Annotated in this window: 17 protein-coding genes and 3 tRNA genes; 9 read left to right on the forward strand and 11 right to left on the reverse strand. The window is 75.1% G+C overall.

Annotated elements, in window-relative coordinates; all coding sequences use genetic code 11:
- Nucleotides 1–107: 107 nt before the first annotated feature.
- Nucleotides 108–1,043: a 1-aminocyclopropane-1-carboxylate deaminase/D-cysteine desulfhydrase gene (locus ACZ34W_RS02105; RefSeq protein WP_329487510.1), complete on the reverse strand. Its 936-nt coding sequence runs from the start codon at nucleotides 1,041–1,043 to the stop codon at nucleotides 108–110.
- Nucleotides 1,044–1,284: 241 nt separating this feature from the next.
- Between ACZ34W_RS02105 and ACZ34W_RS02110 the strand changes: the two genes are divergently transcribed.
- Nucleotides 1,285–3,336 (forward strand): hypothetical protein, encoded by a 2,052-nt coding sequence (locus ACZ34W_RS02110; protein WP_465600871.1) that lies wholly within the window; start codon nucleotides 1,285–1,287, stop codon nucleotides 3,334–3,336.
- A gap of 195 nt (nucleotides 3,337–3,531) precedes the next feature.
- Here ACZ34W_RS02110 and ACZ34W_RS02115 read toward each other — a convergent pair.
- Nucleotides 3,532–3,605, reverse strand: a tRNA-Ile gene (locus tag ACZ34W_RS02115).
- A gap of 192 nt (nucleotides 3,606–3,797) precedes the next feature.
- Between ACZ34W_RS02115 and ACZ34W_RS02120 the strand changes: the two genes are divergently transcribed.
- Entirely contained in the window at nucleotides 3,798–4,643 is an 846-nt protein-coding gene (locus ACZ34W_RS02120; protein WP_352289763.1) for a trypsin-like serine peptidase, read from the forward strand.
- Between the two features lie 103 nt (nucleotides 4,644–4,746).
- Nucleotides 4,747–5,490, forward strand: coding sequence for a trypsin-like serine peptidase (locus tag ACZ34W_RS02125; RefSeq protein ID WP_380389234.1), 744 nt, complete (start codon nucleotides 4,747–4,749; stop codon nucleotides 5,488–5,490).
- 139 nt (nucleotides 5,491–5,629) lie between these two features.
- On the opposite strand, the gene ACZ34W_RS02130 is transcribed toward ACZ34W_RS02125, so the two are convergent.
- Nucleotides 5,630–5,702: transfer RNA gene (locus ACZ34W_RS02130), tRNA-Asn, on the reverse strand.
- Nucleotides 5,703–5,763: 61 nt separating this feature from the next.
- Nucleotides 5,764–5,836 (reverse strand) — tRNA-Asn (locus tag ACZ34W_RS02135).
- Nucleotides 5,837–6,081: 245 nt separating this feature from the next.
- Here ACZ34W_RS02135 and ACZ34W_RS02140 point away from each other — a divergent pair.
- The 4 genes from ACZ34W_RS02140 to ACZ34W_RS02155 all read left to right on the forward strand — a co-directional run bounded on the left by ACZ34W_RS02140 (nucleotide 6,082) and on the right by ACZ34W_RS02155 (nucleotide 10,913).
- Nucleotides 6,082–6,378, forward strand: a complete 297-nt coding sequence (locus tag ACZ34W_RS02140; protein WP_396487126.1) for a hypothetical protein — start codon at nucleotides 6,082–6,084, stop codon at nucleotides 6,376–6,378.
- Between the two features lie 107 nt (nucleotides 6,379–6,485).
- Nucleotides 6,486–7,919 carry an FGGY family carbohydrate kinase gene (locus ACZ34W_RS02145; RefSeq protein ID WP_359802936.1) on the forward strand — a complete coding sequence of 478 codons (1,434 nt, stop codon included), beginning with the start codon at nucleotides 6,486–6,488 and terminating at the stop codon, nucleotides 7,917–7,919.
- 117 nt (nucleotides 7,920–8,036) lie between these two features.
- Nucleotides 8,037–9,440, forward strand: a complete 1,404-nt coding sequence (locus tag ACZ34W_RS02150; protein ID WP_465600876.1) for a glutamate decarboxylase — start codon at nucleotides 8,037–8,039, stop codon at nucleotides 9,438–9,440.
- 414 nt (nucleotides 9,441–9,854) lie between these two features.
- Nucleotides 9,855–10,913: a helix-turn-helix domain-containing protein gene (locus ACZ34W_RS02155; RefSeq protein ID WP_465600879.1), complete on the forward strand. Its 1,059-nt coding sequence runs from the start codon at nucleotides 9,855–9,857 to the stop codon at nucleotides 10,911–10,913.
- Here ACZ34W_RS02155 and ACZ34W_RS02160 read toward each other — a convergent pair.
- The 5 genes from ACZ34W_RS02160 to ACZ34W_RS02180 all read right to left on the reverse strand — a co-directional run bounded on the left by ACZ34W_RS02160 (nucleotide 10,910) and on the right by ACZ34W_RS02180 (nucleotide 17,725).
- Entirely contained in the window at nucleotides 10,910–12,082 is a 1,173-nt protein-coding gene (locus ACZ34W_RS02160; RefSeq protein ID WP_465600882.1) for an RNA polymerase sigma factor, read from the reverse strand. The two genes, ACZ34W_RS02155 and ACZ34W_RS02160, sit on opposite strands and share 4 nt — an antisense overlap.
- Before the next feature lie 174 nt (nucleotides 12,083–12,256).
- Nucleotides 12,257–14,164: a DNA primase gene (gene dnaG, locus ACZ34W_RS02165; protein ID WP_352289783.1), complete on the reverse strand. Its 1,908-nt coding sequence runs from the start codon at nucleotides 14,162–14,164 to the stop codon at nucleotides 12,257–12,259.
- A gap of 53 nt (nucleotides 14,165–14,217) precedes the next feature.
- The gene (locus tag ACZ34W_RS02170; protein WP_329487526.1) at nucleotides 14,218–15,528 is read right to left on the reverse strand and encodes a deoxyguanosinetriphosphate triphosphohydrolase; all 1,311 of its coding nucleotides are present in this window, start codon (nucleotides 15,526–15,528) and stop codon (nucleotides 14,218–14,220) included.
- A gap of 122 nt (nucleotides 15,529–15,650) precedes the next feature.
- Nucleotides 15,651–16,637: an SGNH/GDSL hydrolase family protein gene (locus ACZ34W_RS02175; RefSeq protein ID WP_465600886.1), complete on the reverse strand. Its 987-nt coding sequence runs from the start codon at nucleotides 16,635–16,637 to the stop codon at nucleotides 15,651–15,653.
- Between the two features lie 143 nt (nucleotides 16,638–16,780).
- Nucleotides 16,781–17,725 (reverse strand): PAC2 family protein, encoded by a 945-nt coding sequence (locus tag ACZ34W_RS02180; protein ID WP_329487530.1) that lies wholly within the window; start codon nucleotides 17,723–17,725, stop codon nucleotides 16,781–16,783.
- 690 nt (nucleotides 17,726–18,415) lie between these two features.
- Here ACZ34W_RS02180 and ACZ34W_RS02185 point away from each other — a divergent pair.
- Both ACZ34W_RS02185 and ACZ34W_RS02190 read left to right on the forward strand, forming a co-directional pair.
- Nucleotides 18,416–19,144 carry a GNAT family N-acetyltransferase gene (locus ACZ34W_RS02185; RefSeq protein WP_329487531.1) on the forward strand — a complete coding sequence of 243 codons (729 nt, stop codon included), beginning with the start codon at nucleotides 18,416–18,418 and terminating at the stop codon, nucleotides 19,142–19,144.
- Between the two features lie 183 nt (nucleotides 19,145–19,327).
- The gene (locus ACZ34W_RS02190; RefSeq protein WP_465600891.1) at nucleotides 19,328–20,323 is read left to right on the forward strand and encodes a hypothetical protein; all 996 of its coding nucleotides are present in this window, start codon (nucleotides 19,328–19,330) and stop codon (nucleotides 20,321–20,323) included.
- Nucleotides 20,324–20,411: 88 nt separating this feature from the next.
- Here ACZ34W_RS02190 and ACZ34W_RS02195 read toward each other — a convergent pair whose 3' ends face one another.
- Complete coding sequence (locus tag ACZ34W_RS02195; RefSeq protein WP_465600894.1) at nucleotides 20,412–20,729, reverse strand: winged helix-turn-helix domain-containing protein; 318 nt, start codon at nucleotides 20,727–20,729, stop codon at nucleotides 20,412–20,414.
- The gene (locus tag ACZ34W_RS02200) at nucleotides 20,729–21,199 is read right to left on the reverse strand and encodes a hypothetical protein (protein ID WP_465600897.1); all 471 of its coding nucleotides are present in this window, start codon (nucleotides 21,197–21,199) and stop codon (nucleotides 20,729–20,731) included. Before ACZ34W_RS02200 ends, ACZ34W_RS02195 begins: the two co-directional genes overlap by 1 nt.
- Nucleotides 21,200–21,246: the final 47 nt, after the last annotated feature.

Below are 21,246 nucleotides of genomic sequence, written 5' to 3' on the forward strand. Positions count from 1 at the left end.
CGGCGTCGGGGTCCGCGCGGCGCGGGCGGAGGAGATCCGTGCGATGGCGTCACCTCCCGCCGGAAGGCCGGGGACGCGTGGTCGCACCAGCGGGCGTCCCGGGCCCGTCAGGTCGGCGAGGGCCGGCCCTGCTGCGGGTCGGGCAGGCCGGTGACCACCGCGGTCAGCCGGGTACCGGCCGGGAAGGCACCGGCGGCGGCCAGCTCCGTCAGGGCGGCGAGCAGCTTGGCGACGTAGCGGTGCTCCAGCGCGATCCCGTGGCGCCGCTCGAAGTCCTCGGCGAAGGCGGCGAGCGCGGCCGGCACCTTGCCGTAGCCGCCGCCGTGGTGGTCGTGGTCGATCCGCCAGTTGTCGAACTCGCGGCCGTACGCGGCCCGGTGCAGCCGGGCGACCTCGCCCTCCAGGTAGCCGGCGCCGCCGCGCAGCACCGCCACGCCGAGCGCCCGCGCGCCGGGCGGCAGTCCGGCCGCGATCCCGGCGAGGGTGCCGCCGGTGCCGACCGGGCAGCAGACCACGTCCCGTGCGCCGAGGTCGGGCAGCTCCGCCGGGACGGCCGCCGCGCCGATCGCCGCCAAGGCGTTGGAGCCGCCCTCCGGCAGGACCAGGCACGGGCCCCAGCGCCGCCGCAGAGCGGCCTCGACCCCGGTGTCGGCCGCCCATCGGCCGGCCGTCTCCCGGTAAGCCGACCGCGGCAGGAACTCCAGCCGCATGCCCGCCGCCTCGGCCGCCCGCAGCGACCAGTTGCGCGGGGCGCCGGCCAGTTCCTCGCCCCGCACCAGCCCGACGCTCTCCAGCCCGAGTGCGCCGGCCGCCACCGCCACCGCCCGCAGATGGGTCGAGTAGGCGCCGCCGAAGGTCAGCAGCCGGGTGTGCCCCTGCTCCACGGCGGCCGCCAGGTTGGGTGCGAGCTTGCGCCACTTGTTGCCCGGCACCGTGGGGTGCAGCAGGTCGTCGCGCTTGAGCCGGAGCTCCACCCCGGCCCGCGCCAACGCCTCGTCGGTGCAGTCCGTCAGCGGGGTCGGCAGCAGTGCGGGTTCGAGCATCGGGCCAGGATACGGAGCCGACGGCGACGCCCCTGCGGCCGCGGGCCGGACGGGACAGCGGTCCGGCCGGGGCGCGGGGGTCGCTCGCCCGGGCCTCCCCGGTGCGCTGAGCACACGCACCATGGCTCACACTAGTGCTGGCACGGATATTCATACTTACTGCTCAATATTCTCAACTTTTCATCATGTCCATGGGGGATAGATGTCGATCGGGACGCCCGTCAGATCTGTGGAGGATCCGGTGACGACGGGACAGGGTTCCGCCGGGGGTGGACGGTTCCGCGTTCCGCGGGACCGCCGCCGCCCGGACTCCCGGCAGCTCTGGTTCGCCGCCGCCCTCCTCGGGCTCCCGCCGGTCCTCCACCTGGCCTCGGCCGACCTCGTGACCTTCGCACTCGTCTGGTTCGCCGCCGCGTCGCTGATCCGCTCCCGGGCCTCCGCCTTCGACCGGCTGATGATCTCCGGCGCCGTGCTGATCGGCTGGACCTGCGCACTCGGCCTGCTGGCCGGCTACTGGCCCTGGGGCCTGCACCCGGTGGCACTGGCGGAGGCCACCGCCCTCCCGCTGGCCGCGCTCCGGCTGGTCCGCCCTCCGGAAGCGCCCACCGGCCCGCAGCCGCTGCGCGCCCGGCTGCGCCGCGTCGTCCCGGTCCGCGACCGCCCGGTGCTCCTCGGCGCCGCGGCGGCCGCCGTGTTCCTCTTCTACCCACTGCTGCGGCGGGACGCCGTCGGCCGCCTCGGTACCGTCCTGGAGGCCGAGGACCTCGGCCGCCACGCGGCCCTCTACGACACCATCCTGCGCCTGGGCGGTCTCGCCTCCCTGCAGCGGGACGCGGCGTTCGACACCGTGACGCTGGGCCTCGGCACCTACCCGCAGGGCAGCCACCTGACGCTGGCGGTGGTGACCAGCTTCCTGCACGGGGGCACCGACCGGGGGGCGCCGCTCGCCCAGGCGTCGCTGTTCGTCATACTCTTCACCCTGGTCACGGCCGTGCTGGCGGCAGCCGTCCTGTGGGCGGTGCGCCGCGCCGCCGGGCCCGCGCTGCGCGGCTGGCGGGGGCTGGCGCTCGCCGTCCCGGCCACCGCCTACCTGATCGTCGCCGAAGTGCCCCGTCTGCACAGCCGCGGCTTCCTGAGCGAGCTCTTCGCCCTCGGTCTGCTCGCGCTCCTGGTCGGCCTGGCGATCCGCCCGCTCGACCGCACCCGCGAGCAGGTCGCCGTGCTGGCCGCGCTGACGGTCGGCGTCTCCTTCGGCCACTACCTGCTGCTCCCGGCGGCCGCCGCCACGGTGCTCGCCTGGGCCGTGGTGAACCGGCGCGGCTGGCTCCGGCACTGGGCGACCGTGCTGCCGGTCGTCCTGCTCGGCGGCGCGCTCGCGCTGTTCCCGCCGTACGTCAACCACCAGTCGGCCGGCTCCGCGGACGTCCTGACGCTGCCCGGCGGCATCGGCCCGGTCAGCCGGCACCTCCTGCTGCCGCTCGTGGTGGCCGCGTTCGCCGCCCTGCTGACGCGCGGCGCGCGCGCCAACCGGCCGCGCCGGGTGGCCCTGCTCTCGCTCACCGCGGTCTCGCTGCTCTGCTTCGGCGTGATGGAGTACCAGCTGGCCACCGTCGGCGTGACGTCCTACTTCTACGAGAAGATGCTCCACCAGCTGCTGGTCGTCGGGCTGATCTGCTTCGCCGCCGCGCTGCTGCCGATGCTCGGCCGCCGGGCGCTGGCCGGGCAGCACCCCGGTACGACGGGCGGAACGGGCGCCGCCCGGCTCCGCTCGGGCGCGGCCGTGGCGGCCGTGGCGGGCTGCCTGACCTTCACCGTCGTCAGCAACGCCCAGCCGGACGGCGGGCGGACCGGCTGGGCGGGCAGCGCCGGCCGGGACCTGCTGCGCGGCGAGGCGGCCCGCCCCGGCGTGGCCGAGCGGGTCGCCGTGATCGAGGCGAGCGGCGCCGGGGACGGCCGGGTGGCGGTCTCCCTCGCCGGGAGCCGCGCCTGGGGCGAGACGGTGGAGGACTGGGGATCGGCCGAGGACAACCTCTGGCTCGGCGTGCTCAACCGTGACCAGGGCCGCTCCTGGCGGGCCTGGGAGTGGGCGCTGCACCGCCGCAGCGCCCAGGACGTGCTGGACTTCGCGGCCACCTCCCCGGAGCCGCTGAGGTTCTTCGTCGACGACTCCTCCCAGCTGCTCGCCGACCTCCGGGTCCTGACCGCCGGGGGCAAGCACCCGGAGCTGGCCGTCTCCGTGCTCCGCAAGGACGGCGACGGCGACCTGGTCGTGGAGCCGGCCCGGCTCGGCTGACGGCGGAGGGGCCGCCACGGCCGACAGCGGAACGCCCCGGGGCGGCCCATGGGCCGCCCCGGGGGCGTCAACGTGGCTTCGAAGCGGCCCTATTCGGGTGATTCCCGGCCTGTCGGTACAGTCGCCGCCGTCGCCGGTCACTAGAGTTCGTGCAGATGACCACACCTGGTCAAGCCCGGTCGTCCGGGCGAAAGGTGGGGCGGGTGGGACTCGAACCCACGACCAAGGGATTATGAGTCCCCTGCTCTAACCGGCTGAGCTACCGCCCCGGTTCGCCGCGCGCGCCGGTGACCCGGTCACGGCAGCAGCAGACGGCCCCGGAAGGCCGTCCCGGGCAGCATAGCCGGTCGATCACCCGTGGTGCGCGCCGGGGGCGCACATGGGTGCGCCCGGCCACTCACGCCTCCCCGGCCGGAGCAGCCCCGCTGGCGGGCCCGTGGCGGCCCCGGGAGCCTGGGCGGATGACGGTACGTGAGCTGGCGGCGGCCGGCGCCGCGCTGGCGGTCCTGGCGGCGGCGGGCTGCACCACGGCGGCGGGCCCCGGCGGCGCCACCCCGACGGTGAGTTCCCACCCGGCCACGGCCCCCGCGGACAGCCACGGCTGGAGCAGCGAGCGGCTGCGCGGCGCGCTCGCCCGGCACACCGGCGTCACCCGCACCGCCAAGCCCACCGTGCTCAACGGCCTGGTCGGCGCCGTCTTCACGCGCAACGCGGACGGCGACCACTTCTGCACCGCCAGCGTGGTCGACAGCGCCGGGCTGAACCTGATCGTCACCGCCGCGCACTGCGTCTGGGACCCGAAGCTCGGTCAGCGCGGCGACCTGGTCTTCGTCCCCGGCTACCGGGACGGCGAGACCCCGAGCGGCGTCTGGCCCCTGCTGGCCGTCACCGTCGACCAGGCCTGGAAGGACGGCGCCGACCCGGACGTGGACGTCGCCTTCGCCGTGGTCCAGCCGCAGGGCGGCCGGCAGGTGCAGCAGGTGCTCGGCGCCAACCGGCTGGGCGTCGACCGCGGCCACCGGCTGCCGGTGAAGGTGACCGGCTACCCCGGCACCAGCGACGTCCCGATCACCTGTAGCAACACCACCTCCGAACAGAGCCCCTCCCAGCTGCGGATCGACTGCCCGGACTGGACCGGCGGCACCAGCGGCAGCCCCTGGGTGACGGATTTCGACCCGGACACCCGGACCGGGACCGTGGTCGGCGTGATCGGCGGCTACCAGGAGGGCGGCAACAGCCCCGACACCTCGTACAGCTGCTACTTCGGCGACCGCGTGCGGGCCCTCTACGACCGGGCCACGGGCTGACCGGGCCGGGCTGGCGTCGCCGCGCCCGGCCTGGTAGATCTTCCTCACGAACGGCGGACCGCAGGACCGGCAGGGCCCGCCCCGAGCACGAGACGGAGCCCCGATGGACTCCCGCCCGGTACGGCCCGCGCGCGCGGCCCAGGCGGCCGCCCTGGCGGCCCTGCTGCTGGCCGGCGCCGCCTGCGGCGGGAGCGACCGGGCGCCGACCGCCGAGGTGGCGCCGCGGAGCCCGGTGGGCGACCGGATCGGCACCCTCTCGGTGCGGACCCCGCAGGGCCCGCGGGCCTGTACGGCGAGCGTGGTGCAGAGCCCCGGGCGCAATCTGCTGGTGACCGCCGCGCACTGCGTGCAGAGCCGCCGGATCGGCCTGCTGGACGGCCTGGTGTTCACCCCTGGCTATCGCAACGGGTACTCGCCGTACGGGAGTTGGCCGGTCGAGTCGATCACCGTGGATCCGCGTTGGGCCTCCGACGACGACCCCGAGTACGACGTGGCCTTCGTCACCCTGCGGGCGGCGGGCGGGCGGGACATCGAGGACGCGGTCGGCGGCAACCCGCTCGGCACCGGCCAGGGCTTCGGCCTCGCCGTCTCGGTGACCGGTTATCCCAATGGAAGCGATGAACCGATCACCTGTTCGGCACATACCCGCTCGCAGAGTCCGACCCAGGAGCGCTTCGACTGCGGCGGCTACACCGACGGCACCAGCGGGAGCCCCTGGGTCACCACGACCGGTGCGGTGGTCGGCGTGATCGGCGGCTACCAGGAGGGCGGCGAGACGCCCGGCACCTCGTACAGCGTCACCTTCGACGAGCGGGTCGCCGAGCTGTACCGGCAAGCCACCGCCTGACCCCGACTGCCCCGATCCGGCCCGGTCGGGTCGGATCGGGTCGGGGCGGGTCGGGTCGGGTCGGGTCGAGGAAACACGAAGGCCCCCCGGTGACCGGGGGGCCTTCGCTCTGAGCACTCACCGGGCGGGCCCGGTGAAGCTCCCGCATTTGGACTCGAACCAAAAACCTGCCGGTTAACAGCCGGCTGCTCTGCCAATTGAGCTATGCGGGATCGCGGTGGACCACAGTCGCACCACGGCCAGGACGGCCGACCCGAAGGCCCGCCACCTGAGCTCCCCCAATTGGACTCGAACCAATAACCTGCCGATTAACAGTCGGCTGCTCTGCCAATTGAGCTATGGGGGATCGAGCTTCCGCTTCGGCCCCCGGTTCCCCGGGCTCCTCGGCGCTCGCTGCGGGACATACATTAGCGCACTCGGGGGGGTGGTCCGCCAATCGCTTTCCCCGGCCGCCCCGGCGGACCCCCTGCCCGGCGTGCCCCGCGCGCGCCCGGCGCGGCACCCGGGGATGCTGGGGAGCGCGGACGGTTCGCCGCCCCGCTGAACGGGTAGAGCATTGCGGCAATGGCCGCCAGGAGAGGGTGGAATCCGATCATGTGGAAGCTGTCGTTGACCGTGGGACTCGCGGCGGGCTACATCCTGGGCTCGCGGGCCGGGCGCCAGCGGTACGAACAGATCGCCAAGGCCACCCGGCAGGTGGCCCGGAACCCCAAGGTGCAGGGCGCGGCCGACAAGGCCAAGCAGCAGGCCGGCGCGGTGGCCGGGAAGGCGGCGGGTGCCGTCGCCGACAAGGTCGGCGACAAGCTGCCGAACGCCGTCACCGACCGGGTGTCGTACTTCAACCGCACCCGGGTCGAGGACGACAGCTGGGGTACCTTCCGCCCGTGACCGGGCGGTGACGGCGGGGCGGCCGGGACGGCTCCGGAGCGGTACCGAACGAGCAACACTTACCGGGCCTGGCAGCGTCCGGACGTGCGCTGAGGCATGATCTCGACATGGCCATCGTCGCGGGGATAGACAGCTCGACCGGTCGCACCCGGATCGTCGCGTGCGACAGCGAGACCGGCGCGGTGCTGCGGTCCGGCAAGGCGCCGCACCCCGTGCCGCAGGCGGCCGACCTGCGGGCCGGTGAGGCCGACCCGCAGGTCTGGCTGCACTCGCTGGGGGACGCCGCCGCCGGTGGTCTGCTGGAGGGCGTCCGGGCGATCGGCGTCAGCGCGCAGCAGCACGGCATGATCGGCCTGGACGCGGGCGGCGTCCTGGTCCGCCCCGCGATCCTCTGGAACGACCCGCGCTCCAGCGGCGCCGCCGCCGCGCTGCTGGACGCGCTCGGCGGCCCGGCGGCCTGGACGGCGGCGATCGGGGCCGTCCCCGGTCCGATGTACACCATCGCCAAGCTGCGCTGGCTGGCCGAGTTCGAACCGGCCAACGCCCGCCGGGTGGCCGAGGTGCTGCTGCCGCACGACTGGCTGGTCTGGCAACTGCTCGGCCACCCCAAGCGGCGCACCACCGACCGGGGCGACGCCTCCGGCACCGGCTACTGGTCGCCGATCACCGGTGAGTACCGGCAGGACCTGGTGGAGCTCGCGCTCGGCCACGAGCTGAGGCTGCCCGACGTGCTCGGCCCCGCCGAACCCGCCGGGCACACCCCCGAGGGCCTGCTGATCTCGGCCGGCACCGGCGACAACATGGCCGCCGCGCTCGGGCTGGGCCTGCGGCCCGGCGACGCGGTGGTCTCGCTGGGCAGCTCCGGGACGATCTTCGCGGTGAACGAGCAGGCCGTGGTGGACGCCACCGGGCTGGTCTCCTCCTTCGCCGACGCCACCGGCCGCCACCTGCCGATGGTCGCCACCCTGAACGCCGCCCAGGTGCTCCGCTCCACGGCGGCGATGCTCGGCTGCGACCTGGACGGCCTCAGCGACCTGGCCCTGCGCTCCTCCCCCGGCGCGTACGGCCTGGTGCTGCTGCCCTACCTGGACGGCGAGCGGACGCCCGCGCTGCCCCACGCGGCCGGCACCCTGACCGGGCTCCGGGCCGAGTCGATGACCCCCGAGCACCTGGCCCGGGCCGCCGTCGAGGGCATGCTCTGCAACATCGCGGACGCGCTGGACGTGCTGCGCGCCCAGGGCGTCGGGGTGAAGCGGGTCTTCCTGCTGGGCGCCACCGGGCGGCTGCCGGCCGTGCGGCAGATCGCCCCGCAGCTGTTCGGCATCCCGGTCGTGGTGCCGCCGCCGGGTGCCCACGCGGCGCGCGGCGCGGCCCGGCAGGCCGCCTGGGCGCTGGCCGGCACCCCCGAACCGCCGCGCTGGGAGCTTCCGGAGGCCGTCACCGTCACACCGGACGCCGAGCAGGACCTGCCGGTCGGCTCGGCGGTCCGTCAGCAGTACCGCGCCGCCCGCGAGCAGATCCACCCGGAGACGGCCGCCTGATCCGCCCGGCGGCCCCCGGGAGCGGGCGTGCCGCGCCGCCGTGGAGATGCGCCTTCCGGTGGCCGGTGGCAGCGTGAGGAGCGACGCGGTCACCAGAGCGAAGGGCGACAGGACCACATGGCGCTGCACAAGGGGACCGGCGACGACCGCCGGCTGTCCGTCAATCCGTTCGTCGGCTCCGCCGACCCGCTGAGCGCGATGGAGCTGGCCCCACCGCTGCACCGCCTCTCCGACGGCCCGGTGGCGGCCGACACGGCGTACCAGCTGATCCACGACGAGCTGATGCTGGACGGGAACGCCAAGCTCAACCTGGCGACCTTCGTCACCACGTCGATGGAGGTCCAGGCCACCCGGCTGATGACCGAGTGCCTCGACAAGAACATGATCGACAAGGACGAGTACCCGCAGACCGCCGAGCTGGAGCGGCGCTGCGTGGCGATCCTCGCCGACCTCTGGCACGCGCCCGACCCGAGCGCCGCGGTCGGCTGCTCCACCACCGGCTCCAGCGAGGCCTGCATGCTGGCCGGCCTCGCCCTCAAGCGGCGCTGGATGAAGCGCAACGCCGACCGGTACGCGGCCGGCGCCCGCCCGAACCTGGTGATGGGCGTCAACGTCCAGGTCTGCTGGGAGAAGTTCTGCACCTTCTGGGAGGTCGAGGCCCGCCTCGTGCCGATGGCCGGCGAGCGCTTCCACCTCGGCACGGAGGAGGCGCTGGCGCTCTGCGACGAGGACACCATCGGGGTGGTGGCCGTGCTCGGATCGACCTTCGACGGCTCCTACGAGCCGGTGGCGGAGCTCAGCGCCGCCCTCGACGCGCTGCAGCAGCGCACCGGGCTGGACATCCCGGTCCACGTGGACGGCGCCTCCGGCGCCATGGTCGCGCCCTTCCTGGACCCCGAGCTGGTCTGGGACTTCCGGCTGCCGCGGGTCGCCTCGATCAACACCTCCGGCCACAAGTACGGCCTGGTCTACCCCGGGGTCGGCTGGGCGCTCTGGCGGGACCACGACTCGCTGCCCGAGGAGCTGGTGTTCCGGGTCAACTACCTCGGTGGGGAGATGCCGACCTTCGCGCTGAACTTCTCCCGCCCCGGCGCGGAAGTGATCGCGCAGTACTACACCTTCCTGCGGCTGGGCCGCAGCGGCTTCACGGCCGTCCAGGGAGCCTGCCGGGAGGTCGCGGTCTACCTGGCCGGGCAGATCGAGGCGCTCGGCGACTTCCGGCTGCTGACCCGGGGCGACGAACTGCCGGTCTTCGCCTTCACCACCTCCGAGGAGGTGAGCTTCGACGTGTTCGACGTCTCGCGGAGACTGCGCGAGCGCGGCTGGCAGGTACCGGCCTACACCTTCCCCGCCGACCGGGAGGACCTCTCGGTGCTCCGGGTGGTCTGCCGCAACGGCTTCTCCCGGGACCTGGCCGACCTGCTGCTCGCCGACCTCGACCGGCTGCTGCCGGAGCTGCGGAGCCAGCCCCGCCCGCTCAAGGAGTACGGGGTGCCGCCCAGGACGGCCTTCCACCACTGACACCGGCTCGGCCGAGGCGGGCGCCGGCGGGCCCGTGATCACGGCGGGGGAGGACGCACAGAAGCGTCCTCCCCCGCCGTACGTCCCTCGGACGGGGCAGCCTCCCCCCGCGAGGCTGCCATGTCCGGTGGGGGATCGGGACGTCGGGGACCGGCCTGGAAAGCAGGGTCCGGACGAAACATCCGGACCGCGAAACGCACCGGTGAGAGAACTCTGCATGACGACCAGGCACCTGTTCGAGCGTCAGCCGGGGTTGTGAGACACTTCCGTCCGTCTCAGGGCCAGGACCTGGTGTTTGGGACAACATGCCGATGAGGTTGGAGACACGGGAGCGGCCCCCACGGCCCGGGCCGGAGCCCCTTCAGGCCCTTCCGGCGCCTCCGCCGCCCGCCTCCGATGTTGGGACTGACCGAAATGGGCTCCGCCTGGAAGCAACTGCCGGACGACCTCTCCGTGCCCGCGAGGCGCCTGACGGAGGAGCTCCGTGCGGTCAAGGACGCCACCGGGTTCTCGCTCTCCGAGCTCGCCTCCCGGACCCACTACAGCCGGGCCTCCTGGGAACGCTGGCTGAACGGCAAGCGGGTCATCACCGAGCAGGCGCTCGACGCCCTGATCAGGGCGGTCGAGTGCGACGGCGCCGCGCTGCGGGCGCTCTGGGAGCAGACCGCGGCGGGTGCGCGGGACGCGGCCGGCACCGACGGCGTGCCGGCGGACACGGAGGCGCAGGCGTACCCGGACCCGGACGGCCCGGCGGTCCAGGACCCGGCGGTGGAAGGGGCCGGGGCGGACCCGGACCCGGAGCCGGAGGCGGAACCCGCGGAGCCCGACGGCGCCGAACCGGTGGTCGAGGACCGGCCGGACCTGGCGCCGTCCGTCCGCTGGTGGCGGCGGCCGGTCGCCCTGGTCGGCTGCGCGGCCGCGGTGGCCGCCCTGATGGTGCTGGCCGGGGTCCACTACACCCGCGGCGACGGCGCCGAACCGGCCGCCGTCGCACAGGTCACCGGGGCCGGGACGGCCACGGCCACCCCGACCGCGCGGACCGCCCCGACCGAGTCGTCCTGCCAGGCGATGGGCTGCTCGCACAAGGATCCCAAGGCGACCGGCTGCGGCGCCGACGCCCGCACCCTGCTGACCGGCAACATCGGCAAGGTGGTGATCTACCTCCGCTACAGCCAGCGCTGCCAGGCCGCCTGGGCCGCCATCACCGAGGGCGCGCCGGACGACTGGGCGACCATCACCAGCAGCGGCGGCGAGACCGAGACGGCGCTGATCCACTGGGGGTACGACAACTACTCGGCGATGGTGAACGCGGCGGACCCGAACGCCACCTTCCGGGTCTGCGGCCACCAGCCGGCCGGGGACGCCTGCACGGCGGGCGTCTCGGGGCTGGCCGAGATGATCGCCTCGACCCCGATCCCGATCGGCCCGGCCTCGCCGCCGGCCACCCCCGCCGCCCCGGTGCCCAGCTCCTAGTCGAGGTAGCCGCGGAGCTGCTCGGCGAAGGCGTGCTCCCGGAGCTTGACGAGGGTCTTGGACTCGATCTGGCGGATCCGCTCCCTGGTCACGCCGAACAGCACGCCGATCTCCTCCAGGGTCCGCGGGCGGCCGTCGTCCAGGCCGTAGCGGAGCTGGACGACCTGGCGCTCGCGGTCCCCCAGCGTGGCCAGCACCGCCTCCAGGTGCTGGCGCAGCAGCAGGAAGGTGGCGGACTCGGCCGGGGAGGCCGCGTCCGCGTCCTCGATCAGGTCGCCGAGCGCGACGTCGTCCTCCTCGCCGACCGGGGTGTGCAGCGAGATCGGCTCCTGGGCCAGCCGGAGCAGCTCGCGCACCCGGGCCTCGGTCAGCTCCAGGGCGACGGCGATCTCGGCCGGGCCCGGCTCGGTCCCGCTCTCCTGGAGCAGCGCGCGCTGCACCCGGATGACCCGGTTGATCAGCTCGACCACGTGCACCGGCACCCGGATCGTCCGCGCCTGGTCGGCCAGCGCCCGGCTCATCGCCTGGCGGATCCACCAGGTCGCGTAGGTCGAGAACTTGTACCCGCGGGCGTAGTCGAACTTCTCCACCGCCCGGATCAGGCCGAGGTTGCCCTCCTGGACCAGGTCCAGCATGGTGAGGCCGCGGCCGACGTAGCGCTTGGCGACCGAGACCACCAGACGCAGGTTGGCCTCGATCAGCCGCCGTTTGGCGATCCGCCCGGTCACCACCAGGGTGTCCAGCTCCCCGGCCAGCGGGTCGGGCGGCGGCGGCTCGCGGTTGAGCCGCTCCTCCGCGAACAGGCCGGCCTCGATCCGGCGGGCCAGCTCCACCTCCTCGGCGGCGTTCAGCAGCCGGATCCGGCCGATCTCGCGCAGGTACTGGCGGAAGAGGTCCGCCGCCGGGCCGGTGGCGCCCGCCGGGCCGGGGTCGGGCTCGGCGTCGAGGTCCGGCTCGGCCGCGGACCCCGGCTCCGCCGCCCGACCGGCGGCGGGCACGGGATCGGGATCGGGGTCGGCGGCCCCGGGGTGGCCCTCCGGGAGGCCCTGCGCGGGCACCCGGGCACCGTCGGCGGGCGGCGGGCCGGCCCGGCCGTGGTCGTCGTCGTGGGGGGCGAGCGGATCGGTGGTCGGGCGGGCGGTCGCGGCTAGGCCTTGGTCCACGGGCATCCCTCGGGGCGGGCGCGACTCTGGCGGACCCGCGCGCTGGACGGAGGTGGGACGCCCTCCAGTGTGCGGTACGCCACGCTTCGTGGCCGAGACTCGTGCGCGGACTTTCTCCGGCGGGCCGCGAGGGCCGCTCCTCCGGGAGGCACCCGCGCCGGCGCCGGACCGGACCCGGCGTCAGAGCGCGGCGGCGCCCCGGCTGCGCAGGCTCTGCCCGTACTGCTGGAGCTGCCACAGCTCGGTCTGCACCGCGTGCAGTTCCTCGGCGGAGGCCCGGGTGCCGAGCCGCTGGAGGTGCCCGCGGACCTCCTCGACGCGGCGGTCGACCGCCAGTAGCCGCAGCTTGACCAGGAACTCCCCGGCGTAGATCGCGTCCACCTTGCGGCGCGAGCGCACCGGTTCGACGATCAGCTCGGTGACCAGCGAACGGACCCGGTCGTCCGGGGCCGCCTCGCGGACCGTGCTGGTGAAGTCGGCCAGGGTGGCCCCGTACGCGGCGCCGCCGGCCTGGCCGATGGCGCGGCGCACGGCGGTGTACGGCGGCGTGGGGAACTCGTCCTCGCCGTAGTGGTCGAAGGCCGGGCTGACCAGGTCCGGGTGCTGCAGGGCCAGCTTGAGCAGCTCGCGCTCGACGAACTGGGCCGGGTCCCGCGGGTTGAGCCGGAAGGCCGGCGGGGCGGAGCGGACCGGCTGGGCCTGCTCGGGGCGGCGCTGCTGGCCGTTGGCGCGCGGGTTCTGCTGGCGCTCGCGCTCCCAGCGGGCCAGCTGGGAGATCCGGCGGACCACGAACTGCTCGTCCAGGATGCCGAGCATGCCGGCCAGCCGGACGGCGTACTCGTGCTGGATCGAGCGGTCCTTGATCTTGGCGACGATCGGCGCGGCCTCCTCCAGGGCCGCCGAGCGGCCCTCCGGGTTCTCCACCCGGTGCCGGGCGACGGCCGAGCGCAGCGCGAACTCGAACAGCGGGACGGGGTTGTCGATCAGCTCCCGGACCGCCTCGTCGCCCTTGGCCAGGCGCAGGTCGCACGGGTCCATGCCGCCGGGGCTGACCGCGATGGAGGTCTTGGCGGCGAACTTCTGGTCGTCCTCGAAGGCCCGCAGGGCGGCCTTCTGGCCGGCCGCGTCGCCGTCGAAGGTGAAGACCGTCTCGCCGCGGTACTGGGAGGTGTCCATCAGCAGCCGGCGGATGATCTTGATGTGGTCCTCGGCGAAGGCGGTGCCGCAGGTGGCCACCGCCGTGGTGACCCCGGCCAGGTGGCAGGCCATCACGTCGGTGTAGCCCTCGACCACCACCGCCCGGCCCGACTTGGCGATCTCCTTCTTCGCCAGGTCGATGCCGTACAGCACGTGGGACTTCTTGTAGATCGGCGTCTCGGGCGTGTTGAGGTACTTCGGGCCGTTGTCGTCCTCGCGCAGCCGGCGGGCGCCGAAGCCGACCGTCTCACCGGCGATGTCGCGGATCGGCCAGACCAGCCGGCCCCGGAAGCGGTCGATCAGGCCGCCGCGCTGGCCCTGCGAGGCCAGGCCGCCGAGCAGGATCTCCTTGTCGCTGAAGCCCTTGCCGCGCAGGTAGCGGACCAGGTTCTCCCAGCCGGCCGGGGCGTAGCCGACGCCGAAGGTCGCCGCCGCCGCCTCGTCGAAACCGCGCTCGGCGAGGAAGCGCCGCCCGATCTCGGCCTCCGGCGAGCCGAGCTGCTCCCGGAACCAGGCGGCGGCCACCTTGTGCGCCTCGACCAGCCGAGTGCGCTCGCCCTGCTGGTGGCGGGGGCTGTAGCCACCCTCCTCGTAGCGGAGCGTGATGTTGGCCTGGGCGGCCATCCGCTCGACGGCCTCGGCGAAGGTGAAGTGCTCGATCTTCATCAGGAAGGCGATGGTGTCGCCGTTCTCCTGGCAGCCGAAGCAGTGGAAGACGCCCTTGGCGGGGTTCACGTAGAAGGAGGCGGACTTCTCGTCGTGGAACGGGCAGACGCCCTTGTACTCGCCACCGCCACCGTTGGTGAGCTGTACGTAGTCGCCGACCACCACGTCGATCGGCAGTGCGCTCCGCACCGCCTGTACGTCTTCGTCCCTGATCCGCCCGGCCACCCCGGAAGTCTACTGGGGCGGCGCGGGTTACCGACCGCGCCGGGGCGACCTCCTCACGACCGGGGCGGCCCCACCAGTCGGGCGTGCAGCGCCAGGGCGGAGGCGTCGGTGAGGGTGGCGATCTGGTCGATCACCGCACGGAGGGCGCCGCGGTCGTCCTCCGCCTCGCGGTAGAGGGTGGCGAAGACCGGGTCCAGGCCCTCGGGCGCCCGCTCGGCGAGGACGTGGGCCAGCTCGGCGATCACGATCCGCTGGCGGGCCCGGAGCTGGGCCTGCTCGTCGCGCTGCATCACGAAGCGCACCGCGACGGCCTTGAGCACCGCGCACTCCAGCCGGACGTCCCGCGGCACCACCAGCTCGGCCGCGTACCGGCTGAGCCGGCCGGGGCCGTAGCGGGCCCGGGTGGCCTGCTCGGCGGCCAGGCAGAAGCGGCCGATCAGCTGGCTGGTGAGGTCCTTCAGCCCGGCCCGGGCGCGGGCCGAGCCGTCGTAGGCGCTGGGCCACCACTCCTGGCCGAGCAGCCGGTCCAGCGCGGCGGCCAGCTCCTCGGGCTCGGCGTCCGGCGCGTAGCGCTCGGCCACCTTGAACAGCTCGGCGCGCTCGCTCGGGGCGCGCAGCACGGCCGGCTCGATGTGGCCGGCCTGGAGGCCGTCCTCGACGTCATGGGTGGAGTAGGCGACGTCGTCGGACCAGTCCATCACGGTGGCCTCGAAGCACTTGCGCCCCGGCGGGGTGCCGGCCCGCAGCCAGCGGAACACCGGCAGGTCGTCGGCGTAGACGCCGTACTTGGACGAGGCCGGGTCGACCGGGTGCGCGCCGTACGTCCAGGGGTACTTGGTGGCGGCGTCCAGCGCGGCCCGGGTCAGGTTGAGGCCGACGCTGCGGCCGGGCCAGGGGGCGAGCCGGGCGGGCTGCTCGTCCTGCGGGGCGAAGCGCTTGGGCTCCAGGCGGGTCAGGATGCGCAGCGACTGCGCGTTGCCCTCGAAGCCGCCGCAGGCCTCGGCGGCCTGGTCGAGGGCCTCCTCGCCGGTGTGGCCGAACGGCGGGTGGCCGATGTCGTGGGCCAGGCAGGCGGTCTCGACGAGGTCCGGGTCGCAGCCGAGGGCGGCGCCCAACTCCCGCCCGACCTGGGCGCATTCGAGCGAGTGGGTGAGCCTGGTCCGGGGGAAGTCACTGCGCATCGGGGCAACGACCTGGGTGGTGCCGGCGAGTCGGCGCAGGGCGGCGGAGTGCAGCACGCGGGCGCGGTCGCGCTGGAAGGCCGTCCGGCCCGGGCGCTTGTCCGGCTCGGGCACCCAGCGGGCCTCGGCGGCGTGGTCGTACGGGAACGGGGCGTCGGGGAGGCGGTGTGCAGTGTCGTCCATATGCCAATCACCGTACGCCGCCGCTCCGACAGCCGGGATGTGCGGCGCGCGAAGGGGTGCGGGCCGGGACGTGAACCCTGGCCGTCCGGCCGGGGCCGGTCCGGCACCCGGCCGGCGGGGGCTCAGCCCCGGACGGCCTTCAACACGGCTGCCGCCACGCCCTCCTGGCCCCTCGCGTTGGGGTGGATCGCCGCCAGCCCGGGGGCCGGGAACGGCGGCTCCACCCAGCGGGCCGCCTCGCCGGCGCACATGTCGTGACCGGCCGAGGGCGCGGCCGCGTCGACGAAGACGGCGCCCGCCGTCTCCGCGCGCCGCTTGAGCATCGCGTTCAACTGCTGCTCCTTCTCGGCGATGAAGCCGAGGTCGGCCGCGGCCAGGGCCCGGCCGAGCACCGGTGCGCAGCTCGCCGGGTCGGCCGGCAGCAGCACCGGGTAGCCGACCACGTAGACGCGGGCCTGCGGGGAGCGGCGCTTGACCTCCTGCAGCACCTGGCCCAGCCGTTCGCCGGCGGTGTCCACCTTGCGCTGCACCTGGTCGGCGGCGCCGCCGGCGGAGGCGTAGTGGTCCTTGCACGGCGCCGGCGCCCGCCCCGAGCCGATCAGGCTCTTCACCACGTCCGCCAGGTTCTCCTTGGCGCACTCGCCGACGACCTCCATGAACCCGGCGTCGTTGCCGCCGATCCCGACCGTGACCAGGCGGGTGGCCGGGGAGAGCGCGTCCAGCTGCGGCGGGTTGACCCCGCCGCCGTCGGTCTCCTGGGAGCCGGTGAGGTCCCCGGTGCGGGCACCGCTGCAGCTCACGTCCTTGAACCGGTCGTCCGCCAGGCCGAGGGCCTTCGCCACCAGGGACGGGTAGTTGACGGCCGAGCGGGCGCAGCCCCTCGGTTCGCCCACCTGCGGGGCGATCTTCAGCCCGGAGGTGTAGGAGTCCCCGAGGGCGACGTAGGGGCCGGTGGGGAGCGGGGTCGGGGTGGGGGTGGCCCGCACCGGCTCGGGGCCGCCCGGTGCCCGGGCGGCGGTACCCGCGGCACCGCCGCCGCCGCTGCTGCAGGCGGCCAGCAGCAGCGCGGCCAGCCCGGTGGCCAGAACCGCGGTCGGGCGTGTGGACACGGACATGGAATCCCCCCGGGGGCCGGAGCCGGCGACGCATCTCTTCACGGCGGCCCGTCCCCCGGGCACCTCACCGCCAACGAACGACGGCGCCCGAACTCTCCCGCCCGGGGCGGAGAGTCCGGCGGACGCCGGCGCGCGGACTACTCGGGGCCGCGCTCGTGCTCGGCCAGGAACTGCTCGAAGCGCCGGCCCAGCTCGTCCGCCGACGGCAGGTCGACCGGCTCGGCCAGCAGGCTCTCCCGGCCCTCCGCCCCCGCGACGGCGTCGTACTGGCCCTCCATGCCGCGGATCGCGGAGCGCAACTCGCCGTCCCCGTGGGCCAGCTGCTCCTCGATGTCGGCGTACACCTCGCCCACCCGCTCGCGCAGCCGGGTGCCCGGCAGCACCAGGCCGGTGGCGGACTGCACGGCCTCCAGGATCAGCACCGCGGCCGCCGGGTAGGCCGAGCGCGCCACGTAGTGCGGCACGTGCACGGCGAAGCCCAGCACGTCGTGCCCGGCCTCGGCCAGCCGGTACTCCAGCAGTGCCTGCGCGCTGCCCGGCACCTGGGCCTGCTCGAACCACTGCGGGTAGCCGGCGGCGAGGTCCAGCCGGGTGCCGTGCGGGGTGAGGCCGACCGGGCGGGTGTGCGGCACGCCCATCGGGATGCCGTGGAAGTCCAGCGTCAGCCGGACCTCGAAGCGCTCGACGAGCCGGCGCACGGCGGCGCCGAAGCGCTCCCACTCGACGTCCGGCTCGGGCCCGGTGAGCAGCAGGAACGGCGAGCCGGCCGCGTCGCGGACCAGCTGGAGGAGGATCTCCGGCGGCTCGTAGGAGGCCCAGTGCTCGCGGTCGAACAGCATGGCGGGGCGGCGGGCCCGGTAGTCCACCAGGCGGTCGTGGTCGAAGCGGGCCACCACCTGCGGCTCGCCCTCCTCCAGCAGGTGGGCGACCACCTGGCCGCCGGCCTCGCCGGCGTCCATGAAGCCCTCGAAGTGGTGGAGCAGCACCAGGCCCGCGCCGGTGTCGGCCAGCGCGGCCTTCGCCGCGGCCACGGCGGCCACGCCCTGCTGATCCAGCTCGTACAGCTCCTGGGGATCACGCACCGCGCACCCACACCCCGTTCTCTACTCGTCGACCGGTACCGGCTTGTCGTCGTCTCCAGCGTGCCGGACGCCGCCGGAATTCCCGCCGGCCGCGGCCGTCGCGCGGCCGCTTCCCCGGGGAACGCCCGGCGACCCGCCGGGGTGCCCCGGCGGCGCGCCGCGATGCCCTCCGGACCATGATCGCACCCGGCGGCAAACCCGCTGGTCACGGGCGCCCGAAGCCCCTCCCGGGCGTGCGTCCGGAAGGCCCGCGCGCCCATTCGTGTGCCGCGAGGTGACGCACCGCCTTCTGGCGGGTATCGTCCTCTCGCTGCCTCGCATCGCCGCGTCGTCGTCACGTCGTCCGTAACGCCGTCGATCACGTCCCGGCCCGGTGCTCGGCCAGTCACCCACGACGCATCTTGCCTTCATCTGGCCGCCTGCTCCCCTTCGCGCTCACGTTTCCTCTTCGGCCATCTCGCGGACGCACACTGTCCCCTCGCTCATCCCGCCGGACCGGTCCGTCGACCCGTGTCCGTTCCGGCACCGCGCTGCCCGCCTCCGGGCCGCCGCCCCCACCCCGTCCGACCGGTCCTCCGGCGTGCGCGGTCCCGGGCGGGCGGATTCCGGGGCCGGGGCGAACGTCCACGCAGCCCGAGCCGCACCCCGGCACGGGACGCGCCCTCCGACCGATGAAGGACCGATGGTTCCGTGCCCGTACCTGTCATCCTCACCGGCCGCACCGTGCGGCTGGAGCCCCTTGCCGCGCACCATGCCGAGGCCATCGCCGAGGCCGGCGCCGAGGACCGTACGACCTACGCCTTCACCCCCGTCCCGCACGGCCTGGAAGCGGCCCGCGACTACATCGCGCGCGCCCTCGCCGACCGGGCCGCGGGCCGGGCGCTGCCGTTCGCGACGGTGAACCTCGCGGACGGCCGGGTGGTCGGCTCCACCCGTTTCCTCGAACTCGACTACTGGCAGGGCCCGGTCGTCTGGCCGCCGGTGCCCGGCGTGCCGTTCGGCGATCCGGCCACGGCCGTCCCGGACGCCGCCGAGATCGGCAACACCTGGCTCTCCCCGCGTGCCCAGGGCACCGGCGTCAACGCCGAGGCCAAGCTGCTGATGCTGCGGTACGCCTTCGAGGAGTGGCGGGTGCAGCGGATCTCGATGCGCGCGGACGCCCGCAACCTGCGCTCCCGGGCCGCGATCGAGCGCCTGGGCGCGACGTCCGAGGGCGTCCGCCGGGCACACTCGCGCGGGCTGGACGGGGTGGTGCGCTCCACCGCGTTCTACTCGATCCTCGACTCCGAGTGGCCCGCCGTGCGGGACATCATCGAGCTGCGGATCGCCGCCGCCACCTCGCCGAGCGCCCCGGAACGCGCGATCAACCAGGAGTGCCTTAGACACGGCGGCGGTGCTGGGCAGCTGATCACGGCCTGACCGGCGGCCCACCGGTCGCGACGCGCTCCAGCGGCCGGGCGAGCAGCCCGGGGCCGGCGCGGAGGGAAGTCATCGCGGCCAAGCCCACCCGGCCGACCGGCGCCGCGTCAACCCGATTGGCGGCCCGCTCCCCCGACGGGCGATGTTTCGCATACCCCCGACCCGGGCGGGAAGCACCCCGGCATGACCCGCACGGACCTCCACGACCCCCTGCTGCTGCTCGGCGCCGACCAGCAGCACATCGTCACCCGGGCACAGCTGCGCCGGCTCGGGGTGCCGTCCGGCACCATCGCGCACCGGCTGCGGCCCGGCGGCCCCTGGCAGCAGGTGCTGCCCCGGGTGATCTGCCTGCAGAGCGGGCGGCTGACCCCGCATCAGCGGCTGCGCGCGGCGCTCGCGTACGCGGCTCCGAAGGGGCGGTCGGCGCGGCCCGGCGAGGTGCTGCTGACCGGGGAGGCGGTCCTGGCCTCGGCCGGGCTGCCGTCCGCCGGGCACCCGGCGGACCTCGGGGACGTCGACGTGCTGATCGCGGGCCCGCGCCGGGTCTCGGACCGGGGCTTCGTCCGGATCCACCGGGCCGCCGGGCCGCTGCCGGGCGGGTTCGAGCGGGACGACGGGCTCTGGAGCACGACGGTCGCCCGGGCCCTGGCCGACCTCGTACCGCGGGAGGGCGGCCGGCGCCGGTTCCGGGCGCTCTGCGCGGAGGCGGTCCAGCGGCGGCACTGCGACCTCGGCGAGTTGCTGGACCAGTTGCTCACCCGGCCCGGGGCGCTCGTACTGCCGCAGGTCGCCCAGGTGGTGGAGGACCTCACCGCCGGAGTGCGCTCGGTCGTCGAGGGCGAGGCCCGTGAGCTGGTCCGCGGGGCCGGCCTGCCGGAGCCGCTCTGGAACCCGGTGCTGTTCCTGGGCGGGCGCTTCCTCGCCGTCCCCGACGCCTACTGGCCGCAGGCCTGCGTGGCACTGGAGATCGACTCCCGAGCCTGGCACCTGCGCCCGGCCGACCACGAGCGCGGGCTGGCGCGGGCCAACCGCCTCACCGCCGCCGGACTCCCGGTCGTCCGCGCCACGCCGGTGCAGCTGCGGCGGGAGCCGGAGCCCGTGCTGCGGGAGCTGCGGACCCTGCTCGCCACCGGCCCGCACGGGCCACACGCGCGGATCGGCTGGCGGCGGGCCCGGTAGGGCGGCGGACCTGCGGGGGCGGCGGCGTGCGGGCGTAGCGACTTGCGGGCGTACCGGTGGGCGGGCGCGGTCCGGTCGGCGCGTGGGCTCAGGTCGGGTCCTGGGCGGCGCCGGCGGACTCGGCCGCGGCCACCAGCCGCTGGAGTTCGGCGAGGTGGGCGGCCAGCGCCTTGCGGCCGGCCTTGGTGGCGCCGAGCCAGGTCCGCGGACGCTTGCCGACGTACCCCTTCTTCACCACCACGTATCCGGCCTCCTCCAGGGCGGCCGCCGCCTTGCTGAGCGTCGAGTCGGAGACCTCGCAGTGGTCCCGGACGGTGGCGAACTCGGCCTCGGTGCAGGCGCTCAGGAAGGCCAGCACGATCAGCCGGGTCGGGTGCTGGAGCAGCGGGTCGAGCGCGGCCGGCATCAGCGGGCCGCCGGCATCCGGCGGATCGACGCGGTGAGCCGGTCCGTGGCCACCCAGAACGCCGCGCCCGCCGCCAAGCCCGCCGCCGCGCCCATCCAGCGCGCACCGCCGCCCGCCAGCCAGGCGAGCAGCAGGGCGGCCAGGCCCACCAGGATCACCGCGAGGACGGCCAGGACCACCGGCCGACCGATGCCGGGCGCCATGCGGTGCACGATGCCGCCCTGGTTCACGGCGACCCGGGCCAGCGCACCCGTCAGGGCGGCGAAGAGCGCCCCGAACAGCCCGCCCAGCCAGCCCATCCCGGCTCCGATCGCCTGTCCGACGCCGGTGCCGTAGACGGTGAACGCCACCGCGAAGGCCGGTCCGTACCAGCCGGGAAGGCGGCCCGGCGCCTGGGCGGCGGCCCTGGCCCGGTCGGCCAGGCGCAGCGCCTCGGCGGCGGGCAGGTCGGCGGGTTCGGCGGCGTTCATGGATCCCCCTGGAGTGCCCGGGGCCCCCATGGGCGCCCCGGCGTTGC

The organism is Kitasatospora sp. NPDC022856, assembly GCF_055561235.1.

What these genes read in the sequence shown, in the direction of transcription:
- ACZ34W_RS02145 (WP_359802936.1), top strand. Translation starts at nt 6,486, where the DNA reads ATGGCCATCGTCGCGGGGATAGACAGCTCGACCGGTCGCACCCGGATC.
- ACZ34W_RS02190 (WP_465600891.1), top strand. Translation starts at nt 19,328, where the DNA reads ATGACCCGCACGGACCTCCACGACCCCCTGCTGCTGCTCGGCGCCGAC.
- ACZ34W_RS02170 (WP_329487526.1), bottom strand. Translation starts at nt 15,528, where the DNA reads ATGGACGACACTGCACACCGCCTCCCCGACGCCCCGTTCCCGTACGAC.
- ACZ34W_RS02150 (WP_465600876.1), top strand. Translation starts at nt 8,037, where the DNA reads ATGGCGCTGCACAAGGGGACCGGCGACGACCGCCGGCTGTCCGTCAAT.
- ACZ34W_RS02155 (WP_465600879.1), top strand. Translation starts at nt 9,855, where the DNA reads ATGGGCTCCGCCTGGAAGCAACTGCCGGACGACCTCTCCGTGCCCGCG.
- ACZ34W_RS02195 (WP_465600894.1), bottom strand. Translation starts at nt 20,729, where the DNA reads ATGCCGGCCGCGCTCGACCCGCTGCTCCAGCACCCGACCCGGCTGATC.
- ACZ34W_RS02120 (WP_352289763.1), top strand. Translation starts at nt 3,798, where the DNA reads ATGACGGTACGTGAGCTGGCGGCGGCCGGCGCCGCGCTGGCGGTCCTG.
- ACZ34W_RS02200 (WP_465600897.1), bottom strand. Translation starts at nt 21,199, where the DNA reads ATGAACGCCGCCGAACCCGCCGACCTGCCCGCCGCCGAGGCGCTGCGC.
- ACZ34W_RS02125 (WP_380389234.1), top strand. Translation starts at nt 4,747, where the DNA reads ATGGACTCCCGCCCGGTACGGCCCGCGCGCGCGGCCCAGGCGGCCGCC.
- ACZ34W_RS02160 (WP_465600882.1), bottom strand. Translation starts at nt 12,082, where the DNA reads ATGCCCGTGGACCAAGGCCTAGCCGCGACCGCCCGCCCGACCACCGAT.
- ACZ34W_RS02105 (WP_329487510.1), bottom strand. Translation starts at nt 1,043, where the DNA reads ATGCTCGAACCCGCACTGCTGCCGACCCCGCTGACGGACTGCACCGAC.